Here is a 25,600-nt window from a genome sequence, read left to right as displayed (position 1 = left end):
CATGAGCAACGAACATATCGTGTGGCATGATTCATCTATTACAAAAAAAGAATATCAACAGAAAAACAATCATACGAGCGGCATTATCTGGCTTACAGGTCTAAGCGGGTCAGGTAAATCAACGATCGCAAATGCAGCCGCTAGAGAGCTGTTTGAACAAGGCTACCAAGTTACAGTTCTTGATGGCGATAACGTGCGGCACGGACTCAATAAAGATCTAGGGTTTTCAGATGATGACAGAAAAGAGAACATCCGCCGAATCGGAGAAGTGGCGAAATTATTTGTGGAGCAAGGAACGATTGTCATCACTGCTTTTATTTCTCCATTTCAAGAAGACCGCCACATTGTCAGACAGTTAGTCGAAGATGGAGAATTTCACGAAGTGTTTGTCAAATGTGATTTGAACGTGTGTGAAGAGCGTGATCCAAAAGGGTTATATAAAAAGGCCAGAAACGGTGAAATTCCATTTTTCACTGGAATTGATTCACCGTATGAAGAGCCCGCTGCGCCTGAGCTCGTATTAGATACAGGTGAATTATCCCGTGAGGAATCCAAACAGCGTCTTGTTAATTATGTAAAAGGAACAACGAAATAATCGCCTGATGGCAGGGGGAGAAAAGCAAGATGGGGAAAGTATACATTGTGGGTGCTGGACCCGGGGACCCAGATTTAATTACATTAAAGGCCCATAAGGCTATTCAGCAGGCAGATGTCATCTTATATGATCGTCTTGTCAATCAAGAAATACTCGCCCACGCCAAACCGGAGGCGGAATTGATTTATTGCGGCAAACTGCCAAATCATCATACAATGAGACAGGAAGCCATCAATGAAGCGCTTGTGGCTCATGCAAAGGAAGGGAACGTTGTCGTTCGGCTGAAAGGCGGCGACCCCTTTGTCTTTGGCCGTGGCGGTGAAGAAATCGAATGCTTAGCTGAGCACGGAATTCCGTATGAGGTCGTCCCGGGAATTACTTCTGGGATTGCAGCGGCTGCTTATGCGGGCATCCCTGTGACGCATCGTGAATTCAGCTCAAATGTGGCTTTTGTCACGGGTCACTATCAAAAGGATGAACATTTTGAAGAAAAGTGGGAGGCGCTGGCTACAGGGATTGATACTCTTGTGATTTATATGGGTGTCAAAAACGTGGAGAGAGTGCAGCGCCTGCTTTTGAAAAATGGACGGGACCCTGAAACACCCGCTGCATTTATACACTGGGGAACCACAACGAGGCAAAAGACAACTTGCTGTACTGTGGCGACACTGTCTGAAACCGTTGAAAAAGAAGGGATCGAGCATCCAAGTTTAATTGTTGTTGGAGATGTCGTTCATTTTCATCAAAAGCTGAACTGGTTTGAACCCGCATTAATCGAGAATTGAGAATGATAGAGAAAAGACACGTACATACATCGTGTCTTTTCGTCTGATGAAAACAAGTGAGAGGGAGGAGCCGCATGAAACAAGCTGTCCTTTATGTTGGGCATGGAAGCCGAGTAAAAGAAGCACAAGATAAGGCCATTTCTTTTATGAAAAGCTGTATGCCGTTAGTGAAAGCAGATATACAAGAAATTTGTTTTTTAGAGCTGACGGACCCTTCTATAGAAGAAGGGTTTGAGGCCTGTGTGTACAAAGGAGCGACACACATTGCCATCGTCCCGCTCCTCCTTTTAACTGCCATGCATGCCAAATCGGATATCCCGGTCGAAATTGAGAAAGTGCACACACGTTTCCCGCAAGTGAAGGTCACATATGGAAAGCCAATCGGTGTGAATCAAGAAGTAACAAAAGCTGTTGCCGCAAGAATTGAAGAAGCAGGATATCAAGGCGAGCGCGCGCGGATTCTTTTAATTGGCCGCGGGAGTTCTGATCCAGATGTGAAGCGAGATGTGTTTGGCATTGCAGGCGATGTCCGAAGCCTGCTTCCTCATGCAGAGGTTCTTCCGTGTTTTATTACAGCATGTGAGCCAAATTATCGAGATGTTCTCGCGCAGTTATCAGCAGATGACGATGGGCCTGTCTATATCGTTCCTTACTTGCTGTTTACTGGGATTTTAATGAAAGAAATTGAAAATGAAGCCGCTCAGGCGAGAAAGCAGCTGAAAGATGTCCGGGTATGCCGGTATATTGGCTTTCATCCGCATGTCAAAGCGGCTTATATTGAACGCGTGCAAGAAACCATTTTAAACAAAGACGATGCGTTTCGTTTCCGAGGAGAAAGCCATGCTTCCAGTCCATCTTGATTTAACCAATAAACAAGTGGTCATCGCCGGCGGCGGATCGGTGGCGTTAAGAAGAGCAAAGGCGCTGTGCACGGAGCCTTGCCATATAACCGTTGTGAGTCCTGATATTTCTGAAGAGATGGCATGCCTCATTGATACATATGCGCTCAATTGGAAGGAAAAGAAGGTAGACGCTGAAGATTTGAAGGATGCATTTTTCATTGTAGCTGCTACAAACGACCCTTCGGCAAATGAATGGATTGCACAAACAGCACAGCCTCACCAGCTCGTAAATTGTGTGAGCCAATCTGAGCTCGGCAATGTCATTGTGCCGAAGGTTGTCAAAGCAGGAAAAGTGACGATTTCAGTCTCTACAAGCGGTGCAAGCCCCGCCCGGACAAAGCAGCTGGCTGCGGCAATTGAATCCTTGCTTGAACAAGAGGATATTGACGCACTTGATGCCCTTTACATCGAAAGAAAAAAACGACAAAGAAAAAGCCGATAAAATCGGGGACTGACCCTCGATTTTATCGGCTTTTTTTATTTATTTTCTCAGCTTGAGCACAAGATCTTCGTCAGGCGTGACAAATAATGTTTGCTGCTGATCATACGTAACAAAGCCAGGCTTTGCTCCGTTTGGTTTTTTCACATGCCGGATTTTTGTATAGTCGACAGGAACGGAGCTGGACTCTTTTGCCTTCGAGAAGTAGGCGGCAATTTGAGCTGCTTCAAGCAGCGTTTGTTCATCAGGTGCTTGGTGACGGATGACGACATGTGATCCAGGAATATCCTTTGTATGCAGCCAAATGTCATCACGAGCAGCTGCCTTTGTAGTCAAATACTCGTTTTGTTTGTTATTTTTTCCGACTAAAATTGGAATGCCTTGGGACGACTCATATGTTTCGAGCTGAATGGCCGCCGGTTTTTTCTTTTTGGCGTTGCGCTTTTGTTTGGCGCGTAAATATTTTCCTTCAACAAGCTCTTCTCTCATTTCCTCTAAATCCTTCGGCGAAGCAGAGGACAGCTGCTGAATCAGCTCTTCAAAATAAGCAATCTCTTCATATGTCCGCTTAATTTGTTCATTTACAGCTTCTACAGCATTTTTTGCCTTTTGATATTTTGTAAAGTATGCCTGTGCATTTTCAGAAGGGGTTTTGTTAGTTTTGAGCGGAATCGTGATTTCTCCGCCGTCTTCATCGTAATAATTGATGACAGTCGCTTCTTTATCCCCTTTTTTAATCGCGTATAAATTGGCTGTTAACAGCTCACCATAGAGCTGATATTTGTGTGCATCTTGAGATTCTTCAAGGGTTCTTGTTAGCTTTTTAAGCTTGTTTTCATTTTTCTTTTTTTCATTTACAACAAACCGTTCAAGGTCCGCTGCCTGCTGTTTGACTCTGTCTCTCTCAGCTTTTCCAAAATAAAAACGGTCAAGCAGCTGGCTGAGTGAGTCGAATGTCTTCATCTCGCCATGGACATGCTGAAGCTCTAATAAATAGAAATACTCTTTCCCGTCTTTTCTTGTGAGCTGCGGGGTAAAAGAATGCATGCGAATGAGCTTGAACATGTCGAGCAGTGTATTTGGAATTGTTTCTTGATTGGCAAGGCCGGCCCGGTGTACTGCTTCCTTTGCAAACAGCGGGGAAACCCCAGAGAAGGTATCGACAATTTGATTCGCGATCTTTCCTTCTTGAAAGCGTAAATGCTTCAAAATATCATCCTTTGTCACTTCAAAAGGATTCAATTTTTGCTGCGCAGGCGGCAGTAGGTATTCATGACCAGGGAGCACCGTTCGATAGCTGTTCACAGATGGAGAAAGGTGTTTTAAACCATCAATGATCTGCTGAGTTCCATCTTCTACAAGAATCAAATTACTATGACGTCCCATGATTTCAATGTAAAGTTTACGCGTCTGTTCATCGCCGATTTCGTTTCGGCTTCGCACGTGAAGCACGATGACCCGGTCAAATCCAATCTGTTCAAAACGTTCTATGAAGCCGCCCTCAAGATGCTTTCTGAGGAGCATACAAAACATTGGCGGCTCGCTTGGATTGTCGTATTGATGCTCTGTGAGCTGCACTCTCGCATAGCTCGGATGAGCCGATAAAAGGAGCTTATGACTTTGCCCGTTTGCCCGAATATGAAAAATCAGCTCGTGTTTATATGGCTGATGGATTTTTGAAATCCTCCCGCCAGTTAATGTCTCTTGCAATTCATTTGTCATACCATATGTAAAAATGCCGTCAAATGACATGTTGGATACACCCTCTTCTTTCACACAGATCTACTGAAAGAACCTTCCGTTTTCTCGTTCTTTAGGCAGTCTTATTATTATAGCATGATTTAGGACGAGTCTGAATAAACTGGCTTATAGAACACTGCATATGAGAGAGAACAAAAGAGGAGTGGACGAGGTCAAATGAATTGGCATGAACTGAACCAAACCGATTTATTAAAAACAATGAATACATCGATAGGTGACGGACTGTCAGAAAAAGATGTACAAAAGCGGCTTGAAAAACACGGGCCTAATGAATTGCAGGAAGGAAAAAAGGCGTCGGCTCTGATCATTTTTTTAGCACAGTTTAAAGATTTCATGGTGTTAATCTTGCTTGCAGCAACAATCATTTCTGCCTTTTTAGGAGAATACATTGATGCTGTTGCGATTGTAGCCATTGTTTTGATTAATGGTGTACTCGGCTTTTATCAAGAACGCCGGGCGGAGAAATCCCTTCAAGCGTTAAAAGAATTATCAACTCCACACGTGTATGCAAGGAGAAATAATGAATGGGTCAAGATCCCGTCTAAACATCTCGTGCCAGGAGATATTGTGAAATTTTCAAGCGGAGACCGGATTGGGGCAGATATTAGATTACTAGAAACAAAGAGCTTAGAAATCGAGGAGTCTGCTCTCACTGGCGAGTCCATCCCAGCGGTCAAACACGCAAGTCCGCTTTCAAGCAGCCATGTCTCGCTCGGAGATTTGACGAACATGGCCTTTATGGGGACGCTTGTCACTAGAGGCAGCGGCGTAGGGGTTGTCATTGGTACAGGGATGAATACGGCGATGGGACAAATTGCCGGCATGCTGGATGCAGCAGGTAATATGGAAACGCCGCTGCAAAGACGACTCGAGCAGCTTGGGAAAATTCTGATTGTGGCTGCTTTATTTTTAACGGTGCTCGTTGTTGTTCTCGGTGTTGTGCAAGGACATGAATTGTATCATATGTTCCTAGCGGGAGTATCTCTTGCTGTTGCGGCGATTCCAGAAGGCCTGCCGGCGATTGTCACTGTGGCACTTTCCCTAGGGGTGCAGCGGATGATCAAACAAAAATCGATTGTCAGAAAGCTCCCGGCGGTGGAAACACTCGGCTGCGCGTCAATCATTTGCTCAGATAAAACAGGAACGATGACGCAAAATAAAATGACCGTCACCCATGTATGGGCAGAGGGAAAAACGTGGAATATTTCTGGCACAGGCTACGAGCCATCCGGTGACTTTACCTTAAACGGAGAAATCGTCCATGCCGACAAGCACCCAAGCCTGCAAAAGGTGTTATTATACGGGGCGCTTTGTAATACATCGACCATCGTTGAAAAAGACGGGGAGATGAGGCTTGATGGCGATCCGACAGAGGGGGCGCTTCTCACCGCAGCACGTAAAGCGGGTTTTACAGAGCAATTCATCGAAGCTGGATTTCATGTCATTGAGGAGTTTCCTTTTGACTCAGAAAGAAAGATGATGTCAGTCGTCGTTGAAACGAATCAAAAAGAGCGGTATGTTATTGCAAAAGGTGCGCCGGATGTACTACTGAACCGTTCAAGTCATATCATGCACGGCGGGCGCACAGCTTCTTTTTCAGCCACTCACAGGCAAGAAACAGAAGCTGCGATTCAAGGCTTAGCAAGACAGGCGCTTAGAACCATTGCCATTGCCTATAAAAAAGTTGGTCTGACAGACAAAATCACCTCTGTACAGCAGGCTGAAACCGATTTAACATTTATCGGGTTAGAGGGCATGATCGATCCACCGCGTCCTGAAGTCAGACGAGCGATTAAAGAGTGCCGGGATGCTGGGATTAAAACGGTCATGATTACAGGGGACCACGTGGAAACGGCCAAAGCGATCGCCAAAGACTTAAGCCTTTTACCGAAGCAAGGACAGGTGCTTGACGGGAAGGCGCTTGATCAGATGAGCGACAAAGAACTTGAGCAAACGGCTGAAAATGTATACGTCTTTGCCCGGGTTTCCCCTGAGCATAAACTGAGAATTGTCAAAGCCTATCAAAAAAATGGTCATGTTGTGGCGATGACAGGTGACGGGGTCAATGATGCGCCTGCCATCAAACAAGCAGATATCGGCATCTCCATGGGCATCACTGGAACCGACGTAGCCAAAGAAGCATCTTCTCTTATTTTACTTGATGACAACTTTGCGACCATTAAATCCGCCATTAAAGAAGGCCGGAATATTTATGAAAACATTCGTAAGTTTGTCCGCTATTTGCTGGCATCAAATGTCGGGGAAATTTTGGTCATGCTGTTTGCGATGCTCCTTGCGCTGCCGCTGCCGCTCGTTCCTATACAAATCTTATGGGTAAACCTTGTCACAGATGGTCTCCCGGCTATGGCACTTGGCATGGATAAGCCAGAAGGCGATGTCATGAAGAGAAAGCCGCGGAATATGAAAGAAGGTATTTTTGCAAGAGGGCTTGGCTGGAAGGTCATCTCAAGAGGATTCCTCATCGGGCTTGCGACCCTTTTGGCATTTATATTTGTGTATCACCGCGATCCAAACAACCTGCAATATGCACAGACTGTCGCATTTAGTACGCTTGTTTTGGCGCAGCTCATTCATGTATTTGACTGCCGCAGTGAACGGTCCATTTTTGAACGTAATCCATTTGGGAACCTTTATTTGATCGGTGCGGTTTTGTCATCACTTTTACTCATGTTTGTGGTCATTTATTACCCGCCGCTTCAGCCGATTTTCAAAACGGTCGCGATTGCACCAATTGATTGGCTGCTGATCATCGGGATGTCTGCACTGCCAACTTTTTTACTGGCAGGATCACTTTTGACAAGAAAAAAATAATTGATTATGGTATAATTTTGAGGTAATAGTGTCTGCTATTACCTTTTTCATTTTATTAATATGAAAGAATTGGGTGTTTTGACATGATACGCAGTATGACGGGATTCGGCCAAGCGAGTAAAACGGATGGCGAGCTGACAGTGTCAGTTGAGCTAAAATCGGTCAATCACCGTTTTAAAGAGGTTCATGCCCGTTTGCCGAGGCCGCTTTTATATTTCGAAGATACATTAAAAAAGATCATTCTTCGTCACGTGCAGCGCGGTCGAATTGAGCTGTTTGTTACGATTGAAGGCGGTAAACTAGCAAGCCGGTCCTTACAGATCGACTGGCCGCTGCTTGATGAATACATGAAAGCCGCAAAAGACCTTGAGGAACGCTATCACATTTCAGGCATTCAGCATGCACATGACTTACTCGGGCTGGAGCTTGCCGTTCAGGTGGAAGAGTCAGCCAGCCGAAATGAACAGTTAGAGCAGCTGCTGATGGAAGCTTGCGAGGCTGCTGTCAAGGAGCTTTGCTTCATGAGAGAGCAAGAGGGAGCATCACTTCAAAAAGACTGTGAAATGAGGCTTTCTGAACTAGAGGCCTATACAGAAGAAATCAAAGTCTTTGCACCAGAGGTTGTGAGTCAGTACAAAGAACGATTGAACCAGCGATTGCAAGAATGGATCGGAGAAGCGCTTGACGAAAGCAGACTGACAACTGAGGCTGCCATCTTTGCTGACCGGTGTGACATTACAGAAGAGATTACGAGATTAAAAAGTCATTTTCAGCAGTTCCAGCAAATCTTGCTGCAAGGCGGTGCTGCCGGACGAAAACTTGACTTCCTTGTACAGGAGCTCAACCGTGAAGTGAACACCATTGGATCAAAAGCGAACCATCACCATTTAACAAAGCTGGTGGTTGAAATGAAAAGTGCTATTGAAAAAATAAAAGAACAAGTGCAAAATATAGAATAGTCATTGTGTATGCTGTTTACAGTGCGTCTCTTTCGGCGAGACTAGAGACGTTTATATTACAGGGGGACGAAAGAAGATGACCATAAAGTTGATCAATATCGGATTTGGAAACATCATTTCAGCGAATCGGATGATTTCGATCGTCAGTCCGGAATCAGCACCGATTAAACGAATGATACAAGACGCAAGAGATCGAGGCATGCTCATAGATGCTACATACGGAAGAAGAACCCGTGCTGTTGTCATTATGGACAGTGACCATGTCATCTTATCTGCCGTTCAGCCTGAGACTGTCGCGCAAAGACTTTCTGTAAAAGAAGAAATCATAGATGAAGGGCAGGGGTAATACGCCATTATGAAAGAAAGAGGACTTTTAATCGTTCTCTCTGGACCTTCGGGAGTTGGAAAAGGAACGGTCAGACAAGCCATTTTCTCCCAGGAAGATACGAAATTTGAATACTCTATTTCTGTAACGACGCGCAAACCGCGTGAGGGTGAAAGAAATGGTGTCGATTATTTCTTTAAAACCAGGGAAGAATTTGAACATATGATTGAAAACAAAAAGCTGTTAGAATGGGCAGAGTACGTCGGGAATTACTACGGCACGCCTGTTGACTATGTAGAACAGACATTAAGCGAAGGAAAAGATGTTTTCCTTGAAATTGAAGTGCAAGGCGCACTTCAAGTAAGAGAAGCATTCCCGGAAGGTCTTTTTATTTTCCTTGCACCGCCTAGTCTTTCAGAACTTCAAAACCGTATCATTACTCGCGGTACAGAATCTGAGGAGCTCATTCGAAACCGAATGGCCGCTGCGAAAGAAGAAATTGAAATGATGGATGCTTACGACTATGTCGTTGAAAACGATGATGTCGAGCTTGCTTGTGAAAGAATCAAAGCGATCGTCCTTGCAGAACACCTGCGCAGAGACAGAGTCGCACCAAGATATAAAAAAATGCTGGGGGTAGAATAAACCATGTTAGATCCTTCAATTGACTCATTGATGAACAAACTTGATTCAAAATATACACTTGTAACAGTGTCTGCACGCCGTGCACGTGAAATGCAGATCCATCAAGATCAGCAGATTGAAAACACAAAGTCTTACAAATTCGTAGGCAAAGCACTAGAAGAAATCGACGCTGGTCTTTTGACATTTGAAAAAGAGGATCAAGAATAACACATCGCTTCTGCTATGCAGATACGATACGTTCAAAAAAGTCAAAACTATGATTGGTTTTGACTTTTTTGAATTGTAGACGAATTTGTGAAAAAGGCCGTTAAGGGGGACAAACAAATGTTACAGTCAAAAAATATTTTGCTCGGTGTCAGCGGAGGAATCGCCGTATATAAAGCAGCAGCACTTACTAGTAAACTCGTACAAGCAGGCGCAAATGTAAGAGTGATTATGACGGAATCTGCTCGTGAGTTTGTGTCTCCGCTTACCTTCCAAGCACTGTCTCGGCATGAGGTATATGTGGATACATTCAAAGAAAACAATCCAAAAGTCATTGCGCATATTGACGTAGCTGACTGGGCCGATCTCATTCTTGTTGCCCCTGCAACAGCACATACGATTGGTAAAATGGCCGCTGGACTTGCAGATGATATGCTCACGACGACTTTGCTTGCTTCAACAGCGCCTGTATGGATCGCACCAGCGATGAATGTGCATATGTACGATCACCCGGCAGTGAAACGGAACATTCGCACATTATATGAAGACGGCTACCGGTTTATTGAGCCGAGTGAAGGTTATTTAGCCTGCGGGTACATTGGAAAAGGGCGATTAGAAGAGCCTGAAAAAATTGTTGAACACATCCGTGCTTTTTTTGAAGAACCAAAAAGCTTACCGCTCTCAGGTAAAAAAGTCGTGGTGACAGCAGGTCCTACACGTGAAGTGATCGATCCTGTCCGGTTCTTTACAAATCGTTCTAGTGGAAAAATGGGCTATGCGATTGCAGAGGCTGCTCAGCAAATGGGGGCTGATGTTACGCTGATTTCTGGACCTGTTTCTTTAACTGCACCTGACCATGTACATGTAGTGCACGTTGAATCAGCTGAGGAGATGTATGAAGCTGCGCTAGATGTATACGGGGAATCTGATCTTGTCATTAAATCAGCAGCTGTAGCCGATTACACCCCTGTCACAACATATGCTCATAAAATGAAAAAACAGGATGGCGCTCTGGACATTGAATTCACCCGGACAAAAGATATTTTAAAAGAGCTGGGAAAAAGAAAAGAGCATCAAGTGCTGGTCGGTTTTGCTGCTGAAACGCAGGATGTAGAATATTATGCGAAAAAGAAAATTGAATCCAAGCATCTAGATATGATTGTGGCCAATAACGTCACTAAAGAAGGTGCAGGCTTTGGCACAGATACAAATGTGGCAGCGTTGATCAAAGCAGATGGAACGAAAAAAGAGCTGCCGATGATGAGCAAAAAAGACCTCGCTTTTGAAATTTTAAAGGAGGCAATACTGCTGCTTCCAAAAGAGCGTGATCGAGCATGATTGCTGAAGTCATCGTAGATGTCACAACGAAAGCCATTGACCGGCCATTTGATTACCGTGTACCAGATCGATTCAAAGATCTCGTCAAAGCGGGAATGAGGGTGGTCGTTCCTTTTGGCCCGCGGAAGATTCAAGGGTTTGTGACAAAAGTCAAAGATGAAACAGACATCAAGACAGGAAGCATCAAAGAAATAGTCGATTTATTTGATTTATCACCTGTTCTGACAGATGAGCTATTGGAGCTTTCCCACTGGCTGACGGAAAAAACATTGTCCTATCATATTACGGCACTTCAATCGATGCTGCCCGCAGCCATGAAGGCAAAGTATGAAAAAGAAATACAGGTGCTATCAGAGGAAGAACTTCCGCAGTCATTGAAAGAGCTTTTCGGTCAGCGAGAAAGCATTCTTTATGCTGACATCCCGGCCGAACAATTAAAACAGATTCAAAAGCATGTCCAAAAAGGTCATCTAGAGGTGAGATACCATGTCTCGCAAAAATCTGGAAAGAAAAAGGTCCGCATGCTCCAGTTGGCTGTATCGAAAGAAAAACTTGAAGAAAAACAGCAGCAGCTAAAGAAAAATGCGGTGAAACAAAAGGCACTAATCTCCTATTTGCTTCAAGCGGGAGAGACAACCTATTTAGCAAAAGACTTGCAGCAGCAAACAGGCGCAAGTTCTCAAACGCTTAAAACCTTTATTCAAGAAGGGCTGTTAACAGAAAGCTATGAAGAGGTCTATCGAGATCCTTATCGTGACCGGGAGTTTACACCATCTGCTTCACTTGATCTCACGCCTGAGCAAAGAGAGGCGGCAAAACATATTCATCAAGCAGTCAGTGAGGACCAGCACGAAACCTTTCTGCTGCACGGGGTGACAGGAAGTGGCAAAACGGAGATTTACTTGCAGACAATTGATCATGTTCTTCAAAAAGGAAAAGAAGCGATCGTTTTAGTTCCTGAAATCTCGTTAACCCCTCAAATGGTGCAGCGATTTAAAGAACGATTTGGCTCAAATGTGGCCGTTCTTCACAGCGGCTTATCGACAGGAGAAAAATATGATGAATGGCGGAAAATCCACCGCAAGGAAGTCAAGCTTGTTGTTGGCGCAAGATCTGCTGTTTTCGCACCATTTGAAAATTTAGGCATGATTATTATAGATGAAGAGCACGAATCCTCTTATAAACAAGAAGAAATGCCTCGTTACCATGCCAAGGATGTCGCCATTGAACGAGCAGGACGGCATCAATGTCCAGTCGTATTAGGCAGTGCAACACCTTCTCTTGAAACCTATGCACGTGCGAAAAAAGGCGTCTATACATTGCTGTCGCTCAAGCACCGCGTCAACCAGCAGCAGATGCCGCAAGTTTCGTTAATTGATATGAGAGAAGAACTAAGAAATGGCAACCGCTCCATGTTTTCAGAAGAATTAATGATCAGGTTAAAAGAGGTGCTTGAAAGAAAAGAACAAGCCGTTTTATTCCTGAACAAAAGAGGCTATTCATCCTTTGTGATGTGCCGTGATTGCGGATATGTGGAGCAATGTCCTCATTGTGAAATTTCTCTCACCTATCACCGCTATCAAAAACGGCTGAAGTGTCATTATTGTGGACACGAAGCACCAGTACCTGCTGAATGCCCAGAATGCCACAGTGAGCATATTCGCTATTTTGGGACTGGGACGCAGCGAGTAGAAGAAGAACTGACAAAGGTATTGCCTGAGGCGCGTGTGATCCGAATGGATGTGGATACAACGTCTCGAAAGGGTGCTCACGAAAAGCTGCTCACGTCTTTTGGTCATAAAGAAGCGGACATTTTGCTCGGCACGCAGATGATTGCAAAGGGGCTGGATTTCCCAGATGTCACACTTGTTGGTGTTCTCAGTGCGGATACATCCCTTCACATCCCTGATTTCCGTTCAAGTGAAAAAACATTTCAGCTTCTCACGCAGGTCAGCGGCAGGGCAGGGCGCCATGAAAAAGCGGGCTCGGTTATTATTCAATCGTATACACCTTCTCACTATAGTATTGAATTAACGAAACAGCATGACTACGAAGCCTTTTATGAACAGGAGATGCTGCATCGCCGACACCAGTCCTATCCGCCGTATTACTTTTTGGCGATGGTGACAGTGTCACACGAAGAAGTGACGAAGGCAGCACATGTCACTGATCAAATTGTCCAGTTCCTAAAAATGAACTGTGCACCGAATACTCGAATCCTTGGTCCGGCTGCATCGCCAATCGCTAAGATCAAAGATAGATATCGCTATCAATGCGTGATAAAATACAAAAGGGAAAATGAACTGGCAAGTTTACTACGGAAAATACAAGACCATTATCAAAAGGAAATGGAACAAAAACAATTGATGATTTCAATAGATATGAATCCATATATGATGATGTAAAACGGAGGGCTATAAGTGGCAGTAAAACCAATAGTCATACATCCGGCAGAAGTGCTTGAACAAAAGACAGAGCGTGTCGATACGTTCGATAAAAAGCTTAAAAAACTGCTGGATGATATGTATGATACAATGCTTGAGCTGGATGGAGTTGGACTAGCAGCACCACAAATCGGTATTTCAAAAAGAATCGCTGTTGTAGATATCGGAGAAGAATCTGGCAGAATTGACTTAGTGAACCCCGAGGTGCTTGAAGTAGAAGGAAGTCAAACTGATATTGAAGGCTGCCTGAGCTTTCCATCTTTATACGGCACTGTAGAGAGACCGAGCTATGTGAAGGTAAAAGCCTTTGATAAGAAAGGCAAACCATTTACAATAGAAGCAGACGGATTTTTAGCAAGAGCTTTATTGCACGAAATTGATCATTTAGACGGCATATTATTTACGTCCAAAATCATTGAAACCTATACAGAAAAAGAACTTGCGGAAATGGAAGGGTGAAGAAAATGGCACGTATCGTATTTATGGGAACCCCTGATTTCTCAGTACCTGTGCTGCAAACACTTATAACAGAAGGATACGAAGTTGTAGGGGTTGTCACGCAGCCAGACCGCCCGAAAGGAAGAAAACGAGTGCTCACACCGCCTCCTGTGAAAGTGGAAGCCTTAAAGCACGGCATTCCTGTGTTGCAGCCTGAAAAGGTACGCCTTGATGAAGAAATTGATAAGGTGCTTGCATTACAGCCGGATTTAATCGTCACCGCAGCATTTGGACAAATTCTACCAAAGCGGTTACTCGATGAACCTAAGTTTGGCTGTATCAATGTTCATGCCTCGCTGCTGCCAGAACTAAGAGGCGGCGCGCCGATCCATTATGCGATCCTTCAAGGCAAAAAGAAAACAGGCGTTACCATCATGTACATGGTGGAAAGACTCGATGCAGGTGACATGATCAGTAAAGTAGAAGTAGAAATCGATGAATTAGACAATGTCGGAACATTGCATGACAAATTAAGTGCAGCTGGTGCCGCACTGCTAAAAGATACGGTGCCAAATGTTCTGAGCGGGTCTATTTCCCCGATTCCGCAAAATGAAGAAGCCGCCACATACGCACCAAATATTAAGCGGGAGCAAGAAAGATTAGACTGGACAAAAACCGGTGAAGAGCTTTACAACCAAGTTCGCGGCTTAAATCCATGGCCAGTTGCCTATACTGAATGGAACGGCGCTCATCTAAAAGTATGGGAAGCGAAAAAGGTTCCGCTTCAAGCGCAAGAAGAACCCGGGAAAGTGATTGAGCTTCAAAAAGAAGGTCCGGTCATTGGAACTGGGAATGAGCAAGGCCTTTTATTAACAGGTGTGCAGCCAGCTGGTAAGAAAAAAATGAGCGGCGAAGACTTTTTAAGAGGCGCAAATATCGAAATTGGACAGAAATTAGGGTTAATGAATGAAGAAAAGTAATGTGAGAGAAGTAGCGCTGGACGCTTTAATCAAACTCGAACAAAACCAAGCTTACAGTAATTTGCTTTTGCAGTCAGTCATGAAAGATAAAGACTTAGCTGATCAGGACAAACCGCTGTTAACAGAGCTTGTGTATGGTACACTGCAAAATAAGCTGGCATTAGATTATATGCTGACGCCCTTTGTGAAAAAACCGCAAAAGGTGGCTCCGTGGGTGATGCAGCTTTTACGGATGTCTCTTTATCAAATGGTTTACCTCGAAAAAATCCCAGATCGTGCAGCGATTCATGAAGCTGTCGAGCTAACGAAAAAACGCGGGCACAAAGGGATTTCTTCACTTGTGAACGGTGTTCTTCGTTCCGTACAAAGAGAAGGCGTTCCGGCATTTGATGCGATCAAAGATCCCGTAAAACGGCTTTCCATTGAGACAAGCCACCCATTATGGCTTGTGCAGGAATGGGTTCAGGCGTACGGATTTGAAGCGGCAGAAAGCATGTGCCGCATTCATTTAGTACCGCCAAAGCAAACCCTTCGCGTCAATCGAATGAAAACTGACCGCACGGCACTGCAGCAAAAACTAATGGATGCAGGCATCGAAACGGAGCTTGGCGACTTATCACAAGATGCACTCAAGCTCATGAAAGGGTCCATCGTCTCAACGCCTTCTTTTCAAGAAGGCTATGTTACGATACAAGATGAAAGCTCCATGCTTGTCGCAAGAGCACTCGACCCTCAGCCGGGAGAAACGGTGCTTGACGCCTGTGCGGCTCCTGGCGGAAAATCAACACATATTGCAGAACGTATGAATGATGAGGGCAAAATTGTTTCACTTGACTTACATGAACACAAAGTGAAACTCATCAAACAAGCAGCAAAACGTCTGAACCTTACTCACATTGAGGCAAAAGCACTTGATGCAAGGAAAGCGGCAGACTATTACAGCAAGGCTTCGTTTGACCGTATTCTCATTGATGCGCCGTGTTCCGGTTTTGGCGTCATTAGACGAAAACCAGATATGAAATATACAAAGTCTCCAGAAGACTCAGCAAGGCTTGCAGCTATCCAGCAGGCCATTTTGAAGGAAGCGGCCCCGCTTTTAAAATCGGGCGGAACCCTTGTATACAGTACGTGTACAATGGACCCAACAGAAAATCAACAAGTGATTCATGCGTTTTTACAAGAACACCAAGACTTCGAACCCGATCTATCTCTTAATGAACGGCTGCCTGACCAGGTTGCTCCGTTTGTTCAAAACGGAAGTGTACAAATTCTTCCTCATTATTTCGGAACAGATGGTTTCTTTATTTGCAGCATGAGAAAGAAGGGATAAAAAATGACAGAACAAAAAGTAAGAAAAGAACTGAAGACAGATATGCCGTCGATCTACTCATTTGAGCTTCACGAAATGAAAGAATGGTTAAAAGAACAAGGCGAAAAGCCTTTCCGCGCAGCTCAAATTTTCGAGTGGCTTTATGAGAAACGTGTGACATCCTTTGACGATATGTCTAACCTTTCAAAGGATTTAAGAGAGAAATTAAAAGATCAATTTGCGATCACCACATTAAAAACCGTGATCAAACAAACGTCTCAAGACGGAACGATCAAGTTTTTATTTGAATTACATGATGGATATACGATTGAAACAGTGCTGATGCGTCACGAATACGGCAACTCTGTCTGTGTCACAACTCAGGTTGGCTGCCGAATTGGCTGTACATTCTGTGCATCTACACTTGGCGGGTTAAAACGAAACCTTGAAGCAGGAGAAATCGTTGCTCAAGTATTGAAAGTGCAGCAGGCACTTGACGAAACAGATGAGAGAGTCAGCTCGGTTGTCATCATGGGAATTGGCGAACCGTTTGATAACTTTGACGAAATGCTTGCCTTCCTTAAAATCATCAACCATGACAACGGCTTAAATATTGGTGCGCGTCATATTACAGTGTCGACAAGCGGAATCATTCCAAAGATCTATCAATTCGCTGATGAGCAAATGCAAATCAATTTTGCTGTCTCCCTGCATGCACCAAACACAGAGATCAGAAGCCGTCTGATGCCGATCAATAAGGCATATAAGCTGCCAAAATTAATGGAAGCCATTGAATACTACATTCAAAAAACAGGAAGACGTGTCAGCTTTGAATACGGTCTGTTTGGCGGAGTAAATGATCAAGTGCATCATGCAGAAGAGCTTGCAGACTTATTAAAAGGAATCAAGTGCCACGTGAACCTCATTCCGGTGAACTATGTACCGGAAAGGGATTATGTAAGAACACCGAGAGAACAAATCTTCCTATTTGAAAAAACGCTGAAAGAACGCGGCGTAAACGTAACGATTAGACGAGAGCAAGGCCATGACATTGATGCTGCTTGCGGTCAGCTAAGAGCGAAGGAGCGTCAGGAAGAGACGAGGTGACGAATGTTGATAAGGGCAGCCTTTCAAACCGATACAGGAAAAGTCCGTCAGCATAATGAAGATGATGCAGGTATTTTTGAAGCAAAAGAAGACACCCTTCTAGCTGTTGTAGCAGATGGAATGGGAGGTCATCTTGCTGGTGATGTCGCCAGCAGGATGGCCGTCTCTTCTTTAAAAGAATACTGGGAAGAAACATCTTCAATTCCAGCAAAACCAGCAGAGCAAGAAAGCTGGTTAATCTCAAAAATTAGTGACATTAATGATCAAGTATATGAACATGCGAAAAACAATGAGGAGTGCCAAGGAATGGGGACAACCATTGTTTGTGCGCTCGTTCATTTGCAAACGGTCACAATTGCCCATATTGGAGACAGCCGCTGCTACTTGTTAAGAGAAGGAGCACTGACCCAGCTAACGGATGACCATTCACTTGTAAATGAGCTTGTGAAAACAGGTGAAATTTCTAAAGAGGATGCAGAATATCATCCAAGAAAAAATGTGCTCACGAAAGCACTAGGAACAGATAAACACGTTCAAATTGATGCACGTACCTTTGAAGTGGACCCAGGAGATCAAATCCTGCTTTGCTCAGATGGTTTATCAAATAAAGTAGAAGAAGAGAATTTGATTCATATTTTAACGCAAACAACCGCACCAGATGAAAAAGTAACAGCGTTAATCCAAACAGCGAATGACAACGGCGGTGAAGATAACATTACAGCAGTATTGTTAGAAATCTCCTCCCAGCCAGAGGAGGGTGACAGCAAGTGTTGATCGGAAAACGGATCAGCGGCCGTTATCAGATTCTTCGCGTCATAGGCGGAGGCGGAATGGCAAACGTTTATTTGGCGGAGGATATGATTTTAGATCGCGAAGTCGCGATTAAAATTTTGCGCTTTGACTTTGCAAGCGATGATGATTTTATTAGACGTTTCCGGCGTGAAGCGCAATCAGCCGCAAGCTTAGATCATTCAAATATTGTCAGCATCTACGATGTAGGGGAAGAAGATGACATTTATTATATTGTCATGGAATATGTCGAGGGGATGACGCTGAAAGAATACATACACGCCAATGGCCCGCTTCATCCGAAAGAAGCCGTTCGCATTATGGAGCAAGTCGTTGCGGCGATGGAAGAAGCCCATGCAAAACAGCTCGTCCACCGGGACATTAAGCCTCACAATATATTAATAGACAACATGGGGAATATTAAAGTCACTGATTTTGGGATTGCCATTGCACTCAGCTCAGCGACCATCACCCACACAAATTCGGTCCTAGGATCCGTGCACTATTTGTCTCCAGAACAAGCACGCGGAGGTCTTGCGACAAAAAAGTCAGACATCTATTCACTTGGAATTGTGCTCTATGAACTCATTTCTGGACGCATGCCATTTGAAGGAGAATCAGCTGTCAGTGTTGCGCTGAAGCATTTGCAATCAGAGCCGCCATCTGTGAGAAGGTGGAATCCTTCTGTTCCACAAAGCGTGGAAAACATCATTTTAAAGGCGATGGCCAAAGATCCATTTTATCGATATGAAGATGCATCTGAAATGCAAAAAGATTTACAAACTGCTTTCGACCCTTCAAGACTAAAAGAAAAACGCTTTGTCATTGAAGAGGATCATGAAGCAACGAAAGCGATCCCAATCATTCAAGATCATCAAGTCGATCAAGACAATGAAAAAACAGCTGTCCATCCGGTGAAAAAACCGAAGAAAAAAGAGAAACAAAAGCCGAAAAAGAAACGAAAAAAATGGCCTTGGATTGTGGCATCCATCCTGTTTATTCTGACTGCTGCGACCATTTTAGCCATCACTGTGTTTCCGGGACTGCTCTTTCCAAAAGATGTTGAGGTCACTGATGTATCTGGCATGACGATTGAAAAAGCAGAGGACACCTTGAAGAAAGCTGGCTTTACCGTCGCCTCTGAACCAATTGAGATCGCTGATGAAAAAATTGAAAAAGGGCTTGTCGTCAAAACAGACCCGAAAATCGGCACAAAGGTAAAAGAAGGAACCGAGATTCAGCTTTATCAAAGTACGGGCAAGGAAAAGACCGAATTACCTGATGTAACAGGTGAAAAGATCGATAAAGCAAAAGAATTATTAGAGAAAAAAGGGTTTAAGCAAGTTGTTGTGGAGGAAGTAAATGATAATGACACCGAATCTGGGATTGTCATGGAACAGAAACCTTCAGCGAGTACTGAGCTTGTGGCAGCAGATGAAGAAGTGACGTTGACGGTCAGCATAGGTCCTGCCGATATTACATTGCGGGATTTAACGACATATAGTAAACAGGCTGCATCGAATTATTTAGAGGATAACGGATTAAAGCTTGATGAAAAAGAAGCGTATTCTGACGATGTGCCAAAAGGTGAGGTGATGAAGCAGGAACCAGGAGCTGGTACTGCTGTTAAACCAGGTGATACGGTTAAGATCACCTTCTCACTTGGACCGAAAGAAAAACCGGCTAAAACGGTGACTGAAAAGATTGCCATCCCGTATGAACCAGTAACAGAAGGGCAAGAGATGACCGTTCAGATTTCCATTGACGATGCTGAGCATAGCATTTCTGATTCATATGAAACCTTTAACATCACTGCACCAACTGAACGGACCATTAAATTTAAGATTGAACCAGGTCAAAAAGGATACTATCAAGTGACAGTTGATGATAAGGTCGTAAGCTCTAAAACGATCGAATACCCTGACGATGAATAAAGGAGTGACTTTATGCCTGAGGGCAAAATTATTAAAGCATTAAGCGGATTTTATTATGTGCTCGATGAGTCTCTAGAAATTGGAAAAGTGATTCAGTGCAGAGCGAGAGGCATTTTTCGGAAAAACAAAATCACACCTCTTGTTGGAGATTATGTCGTATATCAAGCGGACAACGATAAAGAAGGCTACTTATTAGAAGTAAAAGAGCGGACAAACGAACTTATTCGTCCGCCTATTAGTAACGTCGATCAAGCGGTGCTCGTTTTCTCTGCGACAGAACCGACCTTTAGCACATCGCTTTTAGACAGATTTCTAGTTCTTGTGGAAGCAAATGATATTGAGCCGATTATCTGTATCACAAAAGTGGACTTATTGAAAACAGATCAAGAGCGTGAAAGTATTCAAGGCTATGCAGAGGACTACCGGCGAATTGGGTATGATGTTCATTTAACATCCACGATTGAGGGAGACGGAATTGAAAAGCTGACCCCGCATTTTCACAATAAAATCACTGTATTTGCCGGTCAGTCTGGTGTAGGCAAGTCCTCCCTTTTAAATGCGATGAGTCCTGATTTGGCGCTGAAAACCAATGATATCTCATCCCATCTTGGAAGAGGGAAGCATACGACAAGACATGTCGAACTCATTCGTACAGCAGAAGGGCTCATTGCAGATACACCTGGCTTTAGCTCACTCGAATTTACCGGCATCGAAGCAGAAGATTTAGGTCTTTACTTTTTAGAAATCAAAGAGCGGAGTGCTGATTGTAAGTTTAGAGGCTGCCTGCACGTGAAAGAGCCTGGCTGTGCGGTAAAAGATGCGGTTGAACAAGAGCAAATCAGAGAGTATCGCTATCAGCATTATTTAGAGTTTTTAACTGAAATCAAAGACAGAAAGCCGAGGTACTAAATCATGGTTTATATTGCCCCTTCCATTTTATCAGCAGATTTCGCCAATTTGGAGAAAGATATCCGTGATGTGGAACAAGGCGGAGCGGATTACATTCATATCGATGTGATGGACGGTCATTTTGTACCGAATATCACATTTGGGCCGAATGTTGTGGAAGCGATCAGACCGCATACAAAGCTGCCGCTCGATGTTCACTTAATGATTGAGCAGCCAGACCGGTATATTCCTGCATTCGCAAAAGCAGGTGCTGACATTATTTCTGTCCATGTAGAGGCTTGTCCGCACTTGCATAGAACGATACAGCACATAAAAGAACAAGGTGTAAAAGCAGGCGTCGTCTTGAACCCGCACACACCTGTTTCTCAGATTGAGCATGTATTAGAGGATGTAGACCTTGTCTTATTCATGACGGTGAATCCCGGTTTTGGCGGACAGGCTTTTATTCCATCTGTCCTCACGAAGGTAAAAGAAGTGAAGACACTTAGTGAACAAAAGGGCTTATCAGACTTACTTATAGAAATAGACGGCGGTGTCAATGTAGAGACTGCAAAGAGCTGTAAAGAGGCAGGCGCTAACTTACTTGTGGCCGGCTCAGCGGTATACGGTAAAGACAACCGCGCAGCAGCCATTCAGGCCATTCGAGAAGCGTAAAAAAAGGAACCAAAGTCACTCTGATCTTTGGTTCTTTTTACATGGAGAGGAGCGTATATCATGCACATACATATCGTAGCCGGCGGTCCTTTTGAATACATCCCGCCCCTTGAACATGAAGTATCACAGGACGATATTCTCTGGGTTGGTGTAGACCGGGGGACGCTCTTTTTACTAGAGCACGGCATCATGCCTGCCAAGGCTTTTGGTGATTTTGACAGTGTGACAGAAGAAGAGCTTTGCGAGCTGAAAAAGAAATTGCCTGCCTTGAATGTATTTCAGGCTGAAAAGGATGAAACCGATTTAGAGCTTGCGCTGAACTGGGCCATGCGCCAGCATCCAGCGCATATTCACATTTACGGCATTACAGGAGGAAGGGCTGATCACTTTCTAGGAAATATTCACCTTCTATATAAAGGCATTCAGCACAAGCAGAACATCACTCTTGTAGATAAGCAAAATATCATTCAAATGTTTGGACCTGGTACATACGAAATAAAAGAAGACCCTGATAAAAAATATGTGTCGTTTCTGCCCTTTGGTACATCGGTTGAAAAGCTGACATTAAAAGGTTTCAAATATCCTCTGAAAAATTGTCATATTGAGCCTGGTTCCACACTATGTATTAGTAACGAACTCATCCACTCAAATGGTACTTTTTCTTTTCATGAAGGCATATTAATAATGGTAAGAAGCAAAGATTGACCAACCTATCAATGTGGATGGCTGATTAAGCTCAATTGTGCTGCAAGCGGTACTTTTAGGAGGGGGACAAAATGAAATTTTATACAATCAAACTGCCTAGATTTCTTGGCGGCATTGTCCGTGCGATGCTTGGTTCATTTAAAAAAGATTAATGAGTAATCTCCTTTATTTCCACATAAAAACGCCTGCTACAGTTTATTGTAGCAGGCGTTTACTCTTGCTTATACACGCTCAACTTTACCAGATTTCAAAGCTCGAGCTGATACATATACTCTTTTAGGCTTACCGTCCACTAGAATACGAACTTTTTGAAGGTTCGCGCCCCATGTACGTTTTGTAGAGTTCATTGCGTGAGAACGGTTGTTCCCAGCTTTTGTTTTTCTGCCTGTAATAACGCATTTACGTGCCATTTGTTTCCCTCCTAACTGCGAAAACATCATCATATTCTTCATATACGTACTTAGAGATGCCTCAAGATACTTTAATAATTTACCACAGCTTCAAGGGGTTTGCAAGGATTGTTTACTCCTCTTTCAAGAAAAATACCTTGACATCTTGATAAAAAATCAAGGCTATAGTATAAGTAGGATTGGGTCGGATTGAATGATTTCTTTTAAAAAGAAGGGTCTTATAGTAAAATAGTGATAACTCAGGGCAATTTCTCAAAAAGGGGGAACCAATGTGTCCATTGAACTTAGAACGAAATACGGACAAATTGATATATCAAATGAAGTCATTGCAATGGTGGCAGGAGGCGCTGCGATCGATTGCTATGGTATTGTTGGCATGGCGTCCAAAAATCAAATTAAGGACGGCTTGACGGATATTCTCCGTAAAGAGAACTTCAGCCGGGGTGTTCTTGTGCGTCAAAAAGAAGACCGCATTCATATTGATATGTACATCATCGTCAGCTACGGTACAAAAATATCAGAAGTCGCACATAATGTTCAAACGAAAGTCAAATATACCATTCATCACACAATTGGACTTTCTGTTGACTCGGTCAACATTTATGTACAAGGAGTAAAAGTTACGAACCCGTAGTAAGGAGGAAATATATTGTCTATTAGAAATCTTGATGGCCGCTCATTTGCAAAAATGATTCTTGCAGGTGCTCACCATCTTTCTCAAAACGCACAAATTGTTGATGCGTTAAATGTTTTTCCAGTGCCAGACGGAGACACGGGAACAAATATGAATTTGTCGATGACTTCAGGGGCTAAAGCAGTTGAAGAAACAAATACCGATCATATTGGGAAGGTCGGCGTGGCCCTGTCAAAAGGGTTATTGATGGGCGCAAGAGGAAACTCTGGTGTGATCCTGTCACAGCTCTTTAGAGGTTTCAGTAAACATATTGAACAAAAAGAAACGATTGATGCAAAAGAATTTGCTCTTGCCTTACAGGCGGGTGTTGATACAGCATATAAAGCCGTGATGAAACCGATTGAAGGAACCATCTTAACGGTTGCAAAAGATGCAGCAAAGAAAGCGGTTGCTGTTTCAGCAGCAGAAGATCAAATTGACCGCGTTCTAGAGTTAACAATTGAGGAAGCAAGAGCATCACTTGATCGAACGCCAGATCTGCTTCCTGTCTTAAAAGAAGTGGGTGTTGTCGATAGTGGAGGTAAAGGACTTCTATGCGTATATGAAGGTTTCCTTGCTTCATTAAGAGGAGAAGAGCTTCCTCCTAAAGCCGCTTCTTTACCAACGCTAAAAGAACTCGTTAGTGCGGAGCATCATAAAAGTGCGCAAAGCCATATGAACACAGAAGATATCGAATTTGGCTACTGTACTGAATTTATGGTGAAATTTGAAGAAGACAAACAGTCCTTTGATGAGAATGCCTTCAGAGAAGACTTAAGTGAATTCGGAGATTCACTTCTTGTGGTGTCTGACGATACACTGGCGAAAGTTCATATTCATGCAGAGCAGCCAGGAGATGTCTTATCCTATGCACAGCGCTACGGCAGCTTGATTAATATGAAAATTGAAAACATGAGAGAGCAGCATAGCTCAATCGTGAACGAAGAAAGAGAACACGCGCCTGCTGCACCAAAAGCACCTGCTGCTGAAAAACAGCGCTTTGGCGTCGTCAGTGTCGCAATGGGAGAAGGAATTGCTGACTTGTTCAAAAGCATCGGAGCTTCCGTCGTCATTGAAGGCGGGCAGACGATGAATCCGAGCACAGAAGACATTGTCACAGCAATAGAAAGCGTACATGCCGAAACCGTCTTTATCTTACCTAATAATTCTAATATTGTCATGGCAGCTAAACAGGCGGCAACTGTCTCAAGTCGTGAGGTCGTTGTCATTCCGACGAAGACCGTTCCTCAAGGAATGTCGGCACTTCTTTCTCTCAATGAAGCAGCTACAAATGAAGACAACGAAAGAGCGATGCTAGAAGCAATTGACCATGTGAAAAGCGGGCAAATTACCTTTGCAGTGAGAGATACTCAAATTGATGGAATCGATATTGCGAAAGGTGACTATATGGGTCTGTTCAACGGGAAAATCACCTTAACAGCGAAAAATCAATTAGATGCAGCAAAAGAACTTCTCACCAAAATGGTGACAGAAGATGATGAGATTGTCACAATCATTAAAGGGGAAGATGCATCATCCGATGAGATGGATGCGTTACAAGCCTTTATTGAAGAAACATTTGAAGATGTAGAAGTTGAAGTCCACGATGGAAAACAGCCGCTTTATTCATATATTTTGGCGGTTGAATAACGAAAGAAGGGCAAATAAAGCCCTTCTTCTTCTTTTGCAATTTTTTACTAGCGATTCAACGGTGAAATGAGTTGCGGGAAACGAATGAATCCATTAGTCTAAAGAAAGAACCAAACCATACGCGAGTGGTTATGAGAGGGGAAGACCTATGAAATTTAGAAGTGTGTTTGATATTATTGGACCCGTCATGATTGGTCCATCAAGTTCGCACACAGCGGGTGCGGCTCGTATCGGAAGAGTAGCTCGCAGCTTATTTGGAAGAGAACCGAAACGAATTGTCGTTTCATTTTATGGTTCCTTTAAAGATACGTATAAAGGACACGGTACAGATGTCGCCATTATCGGCGGTGTTCTTGACTTTGATACATTTGATGAACGAATAAAAACAGCGATCGATATTGCAAAAAGCAAAGAGATCGATATTGAATTTAAAGAAGAAGAGGCAGTGCCGGCGCATCCGAATACAGCAAAAGTAGAGATTTCTGATGCGAACGGAAGCCTTGAATTAATCGGGATTTCCATCGGCGGAGGTAAAATTGAAATCACAGAATTAAATGGCTTTGAGCTCAGGCTTTCAGGGAACCATCCAGCCATTCTTGTGGTTCATAACGATCGCTACGGGACGATTGCGGCAGTTGCCAATGTCTTAGCGAAATTCGCCATCAACATCGGTCATATGGAAGTGGCGCGTAAAGATGTTGGGCAAGAGGCACTGATGACCATTGAAGTGGATCAAAATATTGACCCAGCTGTCCTATCAGAGCTTGAAACGCTGCCAAACATTATTCGAGTCACACAAATTGCAGAGTAACA

26 protein-coding genes are annotated in these 25,600 nt (G+C 43.7%); 24 read left to right on the top strand and 2 right to left on the bottom strand.

All coding sequences use genetic code 11. The features are described 5' to 3' along the window. The first annotated feature begins 1 nt into the window (after position 1). From cysC to NSS92_RS06895, 4 genes are all read left to right on the top strand, one after another. Positions 2-595, top strand: a complete 594-nt coding sequence (gene cysC / locus NSS92_RS06910) for an adenylyl-sulfate kinase (RefSeq protein ID WP_340867213.1) — start codon at positions 2-4, stop codon at positions 593-595. 29 nt (positions 596-624) lie between these two features. After that, positions 625-1,380 carry a uroporphyrinogen-III C-methyltransferase gene (gene cobA / locus NSS92_RS06905; protein ID WP_095408444.1) on the top strand — a complete coding sequence of 252 codons (756 nt, stop codon included), beginning with the start codon at positions 625-627 and terminating at the stop codon, positions 1,378-1,380. Positions 1,381-1,454: 74 nt separating this feature from the next. Next, entirely contained in the window at positions 1,455-2,240 is a 786-nt protein-coding gene (locus NSS92_RS06900; protein ID WP_340867212.1) for a sirohydrochlorin chelatase, read from the top strand. Continuing rightward, positions 2,221-2,724 (top strand): precorrin-2 dehydrogenase/sirohydrochlorin ferrochelatase family protein, encoded by a 504-nt coding sequence (locus NSS92_RS06895; protein ID WP_340867211.1) that lies wholly within the window; start codon positions 2,221-2,223, stop codon positions 2,722-2,724. The genes NSS92_RS06900 and NSS92_RS06895 overlap by 20 nt, the downstream gene beginning before the upstream one ends. Before the next feature lie 39 nt (positions 2,725-2,763). On the opposite strand, the gene NSS92_RS06890 is transcribed toward NSS92_RS06895, so the two are convergent. Further along, a complete protein-coding gene (locus NSS92_RS06890) occupies positions 2,764-4,473 on the bottom strand; it encodes an Rqc2 family fibronectin-binding protein (RefSeq protein ID WP_340867210.1) in 1,710 nt (569 codons plus the stop codon). Positions 4,474-4,638: 165 nt separating this feature from the next. Between NSS92_RS06890 and NSS92_RS06885 the strand changes: the two genes are divergently transcribed. From NSS92_RS06885 to spoVM, 17 genes are all read left to right on the top strand, one after another. Continuing rightward, positions 4,639-7,314, top strand: a complete 2,676-nt coding sequence (locus tag NSS92_RS06885; protein ID WP_340867209.1) for a calcium-translocating P-type ATPase, SERCA-type — start codon at positions 4,639-4,641, stop codon at positions 7,312-7,314. An 83-nt stretch (positions 7,315-7,397) separates the two neighbouring features. Next, positions 7,398-8,273 (top strand): YicC/YloC family endoribonuclease, encoded by an 876-nt coding sequence (locus tag NSS92_RS06880; RefSeq protein ID WP_267586224.1) that lies wholly within the window; start codon positions 7,398-7,400, stop codon positions 8,271-8,273. 76 nt (positions 8,274-8,349) lie between these two features. Next, positions 8,350-8,619 (top strand): extracellular matrix/biofilm regulator RemA, encoded by a 270-nt coding sequence (gene remA / locus NSS92_RS06875; protein ID WP_008344898.1) that lies wholly within the window; start codon positions 8,350-8,352, stop codon positions 8,617-8,619. 9 nt (positions 8,620-8,628) lie between these two features. After that, on the top strand, positions 8,629-9,243 hold the full coding sequence (gene gmk / locus NSS92_RS06870; protein ID WP_024424214.1) for a guanylate kinase: 615 nt from the start codon (positions 8,629-8,631) through the stop codon (positions 9,241-9,243). Between the two features lie 3 nt (positions 9,244-9,246). Continuing rightward, positions 9,247-9,450, top strand: a complete 204-nt coding sequence (gene rpoZ, locus NSS92_RS06865; RefSeq protein ID WP_003211647.1) for a DNA-directed RNA polymerase subunit omega — start codon at positions 9,247-9,249, stop codon at positions 9,448-9,450. 117 nt (positions 9,451-9,567) lie between these two features. Continuing rightward, a complete protein-coding gene (gene coaBC, locus NSS92_RS06860) occupies positions 9,568-10,785 on the top strand; it encodes a bifunctional phosphopantothenoylcysteine decarboxylase/phosphopantothenate--cysteine ligase CoaBC (RefSeq protein ID WP_267586225.1) in 1,218 nt (405 codons plus the stop codon). Then, on the top strand, positions 10,782-13,190 hold the full coding sequence (priA, locus tag NSS92_RS06855) for a primosomal protein N' (RefSeq protein WP_340867208.1): 2,409 nt from the start codon (positions 10,782-10,784) through the stop codon (positions 13,188-13,190). The genes coaBC and priA overlap by 4 nt, the downstream gene beginning before the upstream one ends. A gap of 15 nt (positions 13,191-13,205) precedes the next feature. After that, a complete protein-coding gene (gene def / locus NSS92_RS06850; protein WP_267586227.1) occupies positions 13,206-13,688 on the top strand; it encodes a peptide deformylase in 483 nt (160 codons plus the stop codon). A gap of 5 nt (positions 13,689-13,693) precedes the next feature. Further along, positions 13,694-14,647, top strand: a complete 954-nt coding sequence (gene fmt / locus NSS92_RS06845) for a methionyl-tRNA formyltransferase (protein ID WP_095408454.1) — start codon at positions 13,694-13,696, stop codon at positions 14,645-14,647. Next, positions 14,634-15,977, top strand: coding sequence for a 16S rRNA (cytosine(967)-C(5))-methyltransferase RsmB (gene rsmB / locus NSS92_RS06840; RefSeq protein ID WP_340867206.1), 1,344 nt, complete (start codon positions 14,634-14,636; stop codon positions 15,975-15,977). The genes fmt and rsmB overlap by 14 nt, the downstream gene beginning before the upstream one ends. Before the next feature lie 3 nt (positions 15,978-15,980). Continuing rightward, positions 15,981-17,063 carry a 23S rRNA (adenine(2503)-C(2))-methyltransferase RlmN gene (gene rlmN, locus NSS92_RS06835; RefSeq protein WP_267586229.1) on the top strand — a complete coding sequence of 361 codons (1,083 nt, stop codon included), beginning with the start codon at positions 15,981-15,983 and terminating at the stop codon, positions 17,061-17,063. 3 nt (positions 17,064-17,066) lie between these two features. Continuing rightward, positions 17,067-17,837, top strand: coding sequence for a Stp1/IreP family PP2C-type Ser/Thr phosphatase (locus NSS92_RS06830; RefSeq protein ID WP_324290794.1), 771 nt, complete (start codon positions 17,067-17,069; stop codon positions 17,835-17,837). Then, complete coding sequence (gene pknB / locus NSS92_RS06825) at positions 17,831-19,786, top strand: Stk1 family PASTA domain-containing Ser/Thr kinase (RefSeq protein ID WP_340867204.1); 1,956 nt, start codon at positions 17,831-17,833, stop codon at positions 19,784-19,786. Before NSS92_RS06830 ends, pknB begins: the two co-directional genes overlap by 7 nt. A 12-nt stretch (positions 19,787-19,798) precedes the next feature. Further along, positions 19,799-20,695 (top strand): ribosome small subunit-dependent GTPase A, encoded by an 897-nt coding sequence (gene rsgA / locus NSS92_RS06820; RefSeq protein WP_267586231.1) that lies wholly within the window; start codon positions 19,799-19,801, stop codon positions 20,693-20,695. Between the two features lie 3 nt (positions 20,696-20,698). Continuing rightward, positions 20,699-21,349, top strand: coding sequence for a ribulose-phosphate 3-epimerase (gene rpe / locus NSS92_RS06815; RefSeq protein WP_039178465.1), 651 nt, complete (start codon positions 20,699-20,701; stop codon positions 21,347-21,349). A gap of 60 nt (positions 21,350-21,409) precedes the next feature. Then, on the top strand, positions 21,410-22,054 hold the full coding sequence (locus NSS92_RS06810) for a thiamine diphosphokinase (RefSeq protein WP_340867202.1): 645 nt from the start codon (positions 21,410-21,412) through the stop codon (positions 22,052-22,054). Between the two features lie 71 nt (positions 22,055-22,125). Continuing rightward, positions 22,126-22,206, top strand: a complete 81-nt coding sequence (gene spoVM, locus NSS92_RS06805; protein ID WP_008354550.1) for a stage V sporulation protein SpoVM — start codon at positions 22,126-22,128, stop codon at positions 22,204-22,206. A gap of 69 nt (positions 22,207-22,275) precedes the next feature. Here spoVM and rpmB read toward each other — a convergent pair whose 3' ends face one another. Continuing rightward, positions 22,276-22,464, bottom strand: coding sequence for a 50S ribosomal protein L28 (rpmB, locus tag NSS92_RS06800; protein ID WP_003212514.1), 189 nt, complete (start codon positions 22,462-22,464; stop codon positions 22,276-22,278). Positions 22,465-22,735: 271 nt separating this feature from the next. Here rpmB and NSS92_RS06795 point away from each other — a divergent pair, with 271 nt between their 5' ends. The 3 genes from NSS92_RS06795 (at position 22,736) to sdaAB (ending at position 25,598) form a co-directional block, all read left to right on the top strand. Next, entirely contained in the window at positions 22,736-23,098 is a 363-nt protein-coding gene (locus NSS92_RS06795) for an Asp23/Gls24 family envelope stress response protein (protein ID WP_008344871.1), read from the top strand. Positions 23,099-23,113: 15 nt separating this feature from the next. Further along, the gene (locus NSS92_RS06790) at positions 23,114-24,787 is read left to right on the top strand and encodes a DAK2 domain-containing protein (RefSeq protein WP_340867201.1); all 1,674 of its coding nucleotides are present in this window, start codon (positions 23,114-23,116) and stop codon (positions 24,785-24,787) included. 148 nt (positions 24,788-24,935) lie between these two features. Continuing rightward, positions 24,936-25,598 carry an L-serine ammonia-lyase, iron-sulfur-dependent subunit beta gene (sdaAB, locus tag NSS92_RS06785; protein WP_267586235.1) on the top strand — a complete coding sequence of 221 codons (663 nt, stop codon included), beginning with the start codon at positions 24,936-24,938 and terminating at the stop codon, positions 25,596-25,598. The last annotated feature ends 2 nt before the right edge of the window (positions 25,599-25,600 follow it).

The organism is Bacillus sp. FSL M8-0166, from assembly GCF_038008825.1.
Taxonomy (GTDB): Bacteria; Bacillota; Bacilli; order Bacillales; family Bacillaceae; genus Bacillus; species Bacillus safensis.
Note: the sequence above shows the minus strand (reverse complement) of the source record. Positions and strands in the feature narration are given on the sequence as shown.

Coding starts and splice junctions, on each gene's coding strand:
- cysC (WP_340867213.1), top strand. CDS start 2: ATGAGCAACGAACATATCGTGTGGCATGATTCATCTATTACAAAAAAA.
- cobA (WP_095408444.1), top strand. CDS start 625: ATGGGGAAAGTATACATTGTGGGTGCTGGACCCGGGGACCCAGATTTA.
- NSS92_RS06900 (WP_340867212.1), top strand. CDS start 1,455: ATGAAACAAGCTGTCCTTTATGTTGGGCATGGAAGCCGAGTAAAAGAA.
- NSS92_RS06895 (WP_340867211.1), top strand. CDS start 2,221: ATGCTTCCAGTCCATCTTGATTTAACCAATAAACAAGTGGTCATCGCC.
- NSS92_RS06890 (WP_340867210.1), bottom strand. CDS start 4,473: ATGTCATTTGACGGCATTTTTACATATGGTATGACAAATGAATTGCAA.
- NSS92_RS06885 (WP_340867209.1), top strand. CDS start 4,639: ATGAATTGGCATGAACTGAACCAAACCGATTTATTAAAAACAATGAAT.
- NSS92_RS06880 (WP_267586224.1), top strand. CDS start 7,398: ATGATACGCAGTATGACGGGATTCGGCCAAGCGAGTAAAACGGATGGC.
- remA (WP_008344898.1), top strand. CDS start 8,350: ATGACCATAAAGTTGATCAATATCGGATTTGGAAACATCATTTCAGCG.
- gmk (WP_024424214.1), top strand. CDS start 8,629: ATGAAAGAAAGAGGACTTTTAATCGTTCTCTCTGGACCTTCGGGAGTT.
- rpoZ (WP_003211647.1), top strand. CDS start 9,247: ATGTTAGATCCTTCAATTGACTCATTGATGAACAAACTTGATTCAAAA.
- coaBC (WP_267586225.1), top strand. CDS start 9,568: ATGTTACAGTCAAAAAATATTTTGCTCGGTGTCAGCGGAGGAATCGCC.
- priA (WP_340867208.1), top strand. CDS start 10,782: ATGATTGCTGAAGTCATCGTAGATGTCACAACGAAAGCCATTGACCGG.
- fmt (WP_095408454.1), top strand. CDS start 13,694: ATGGCACGTATCGTATTTATGGGAACCCCTGATTTCTCAGTACCTGTG.
- rsmB (WP_340867206.1), top strand. CDS start 14,634: ATGAAGAAAAGTAATGTGAGAGAAGTAGCGCTGGACGCTTTAATCAAA.
- rlmN (WP_267586229.1), top strand. CDS start 15,981: ATGACAGAACAAAAAGTAAGAAAAGAACTGAAGACAGATATGCCGTCG.
- NSS92_RS06830 (WP_324290794.1), top strand. CDS start 17,067: ATGTTGATAAGGGCAGCCTTTCAAACCGATACAGGAAAAGTCCGTCAG.
- rsgA (WP_267586231.1), top strand. CDS start 19,799: ATGCCTGAGGGCAAAATTATTAAAGCATTAAGCGGATTTTATTATGTG.
- rpe (WP_039178465.1), top strand. CDS start 20,699: ATGGTTTATATTGCCCCTTCCATTTTATCAGCAGATTTCGCCAATTTG.
- NSS92_RS06810 (WP_340867202.1), top strand. CDS start 21,410: ATGCACATACATATCGTAGCCGGCGGTCCTTTTGAATACATCCCGCCC.
- spoVM (WP_008354550.1), top strand. CDS start 22,126: ATGAAATTTTATACAATCAAACTGCCTAGATTTCTTGGCGGCATTGTC.
- rpmB (WP_003212514.1), bottom strand. CDS start 22,464: ATGGCACGTAAATGCGTTATTACAGGCAGAAAAACAAAAGCTGGGAAC.
- sdaAB (WP_267586235.1), top strand. CDS start 24,936: ATGAAATTTAGAAGTGTGTTTGATATTATTGGACCCGTCATGATTGGT.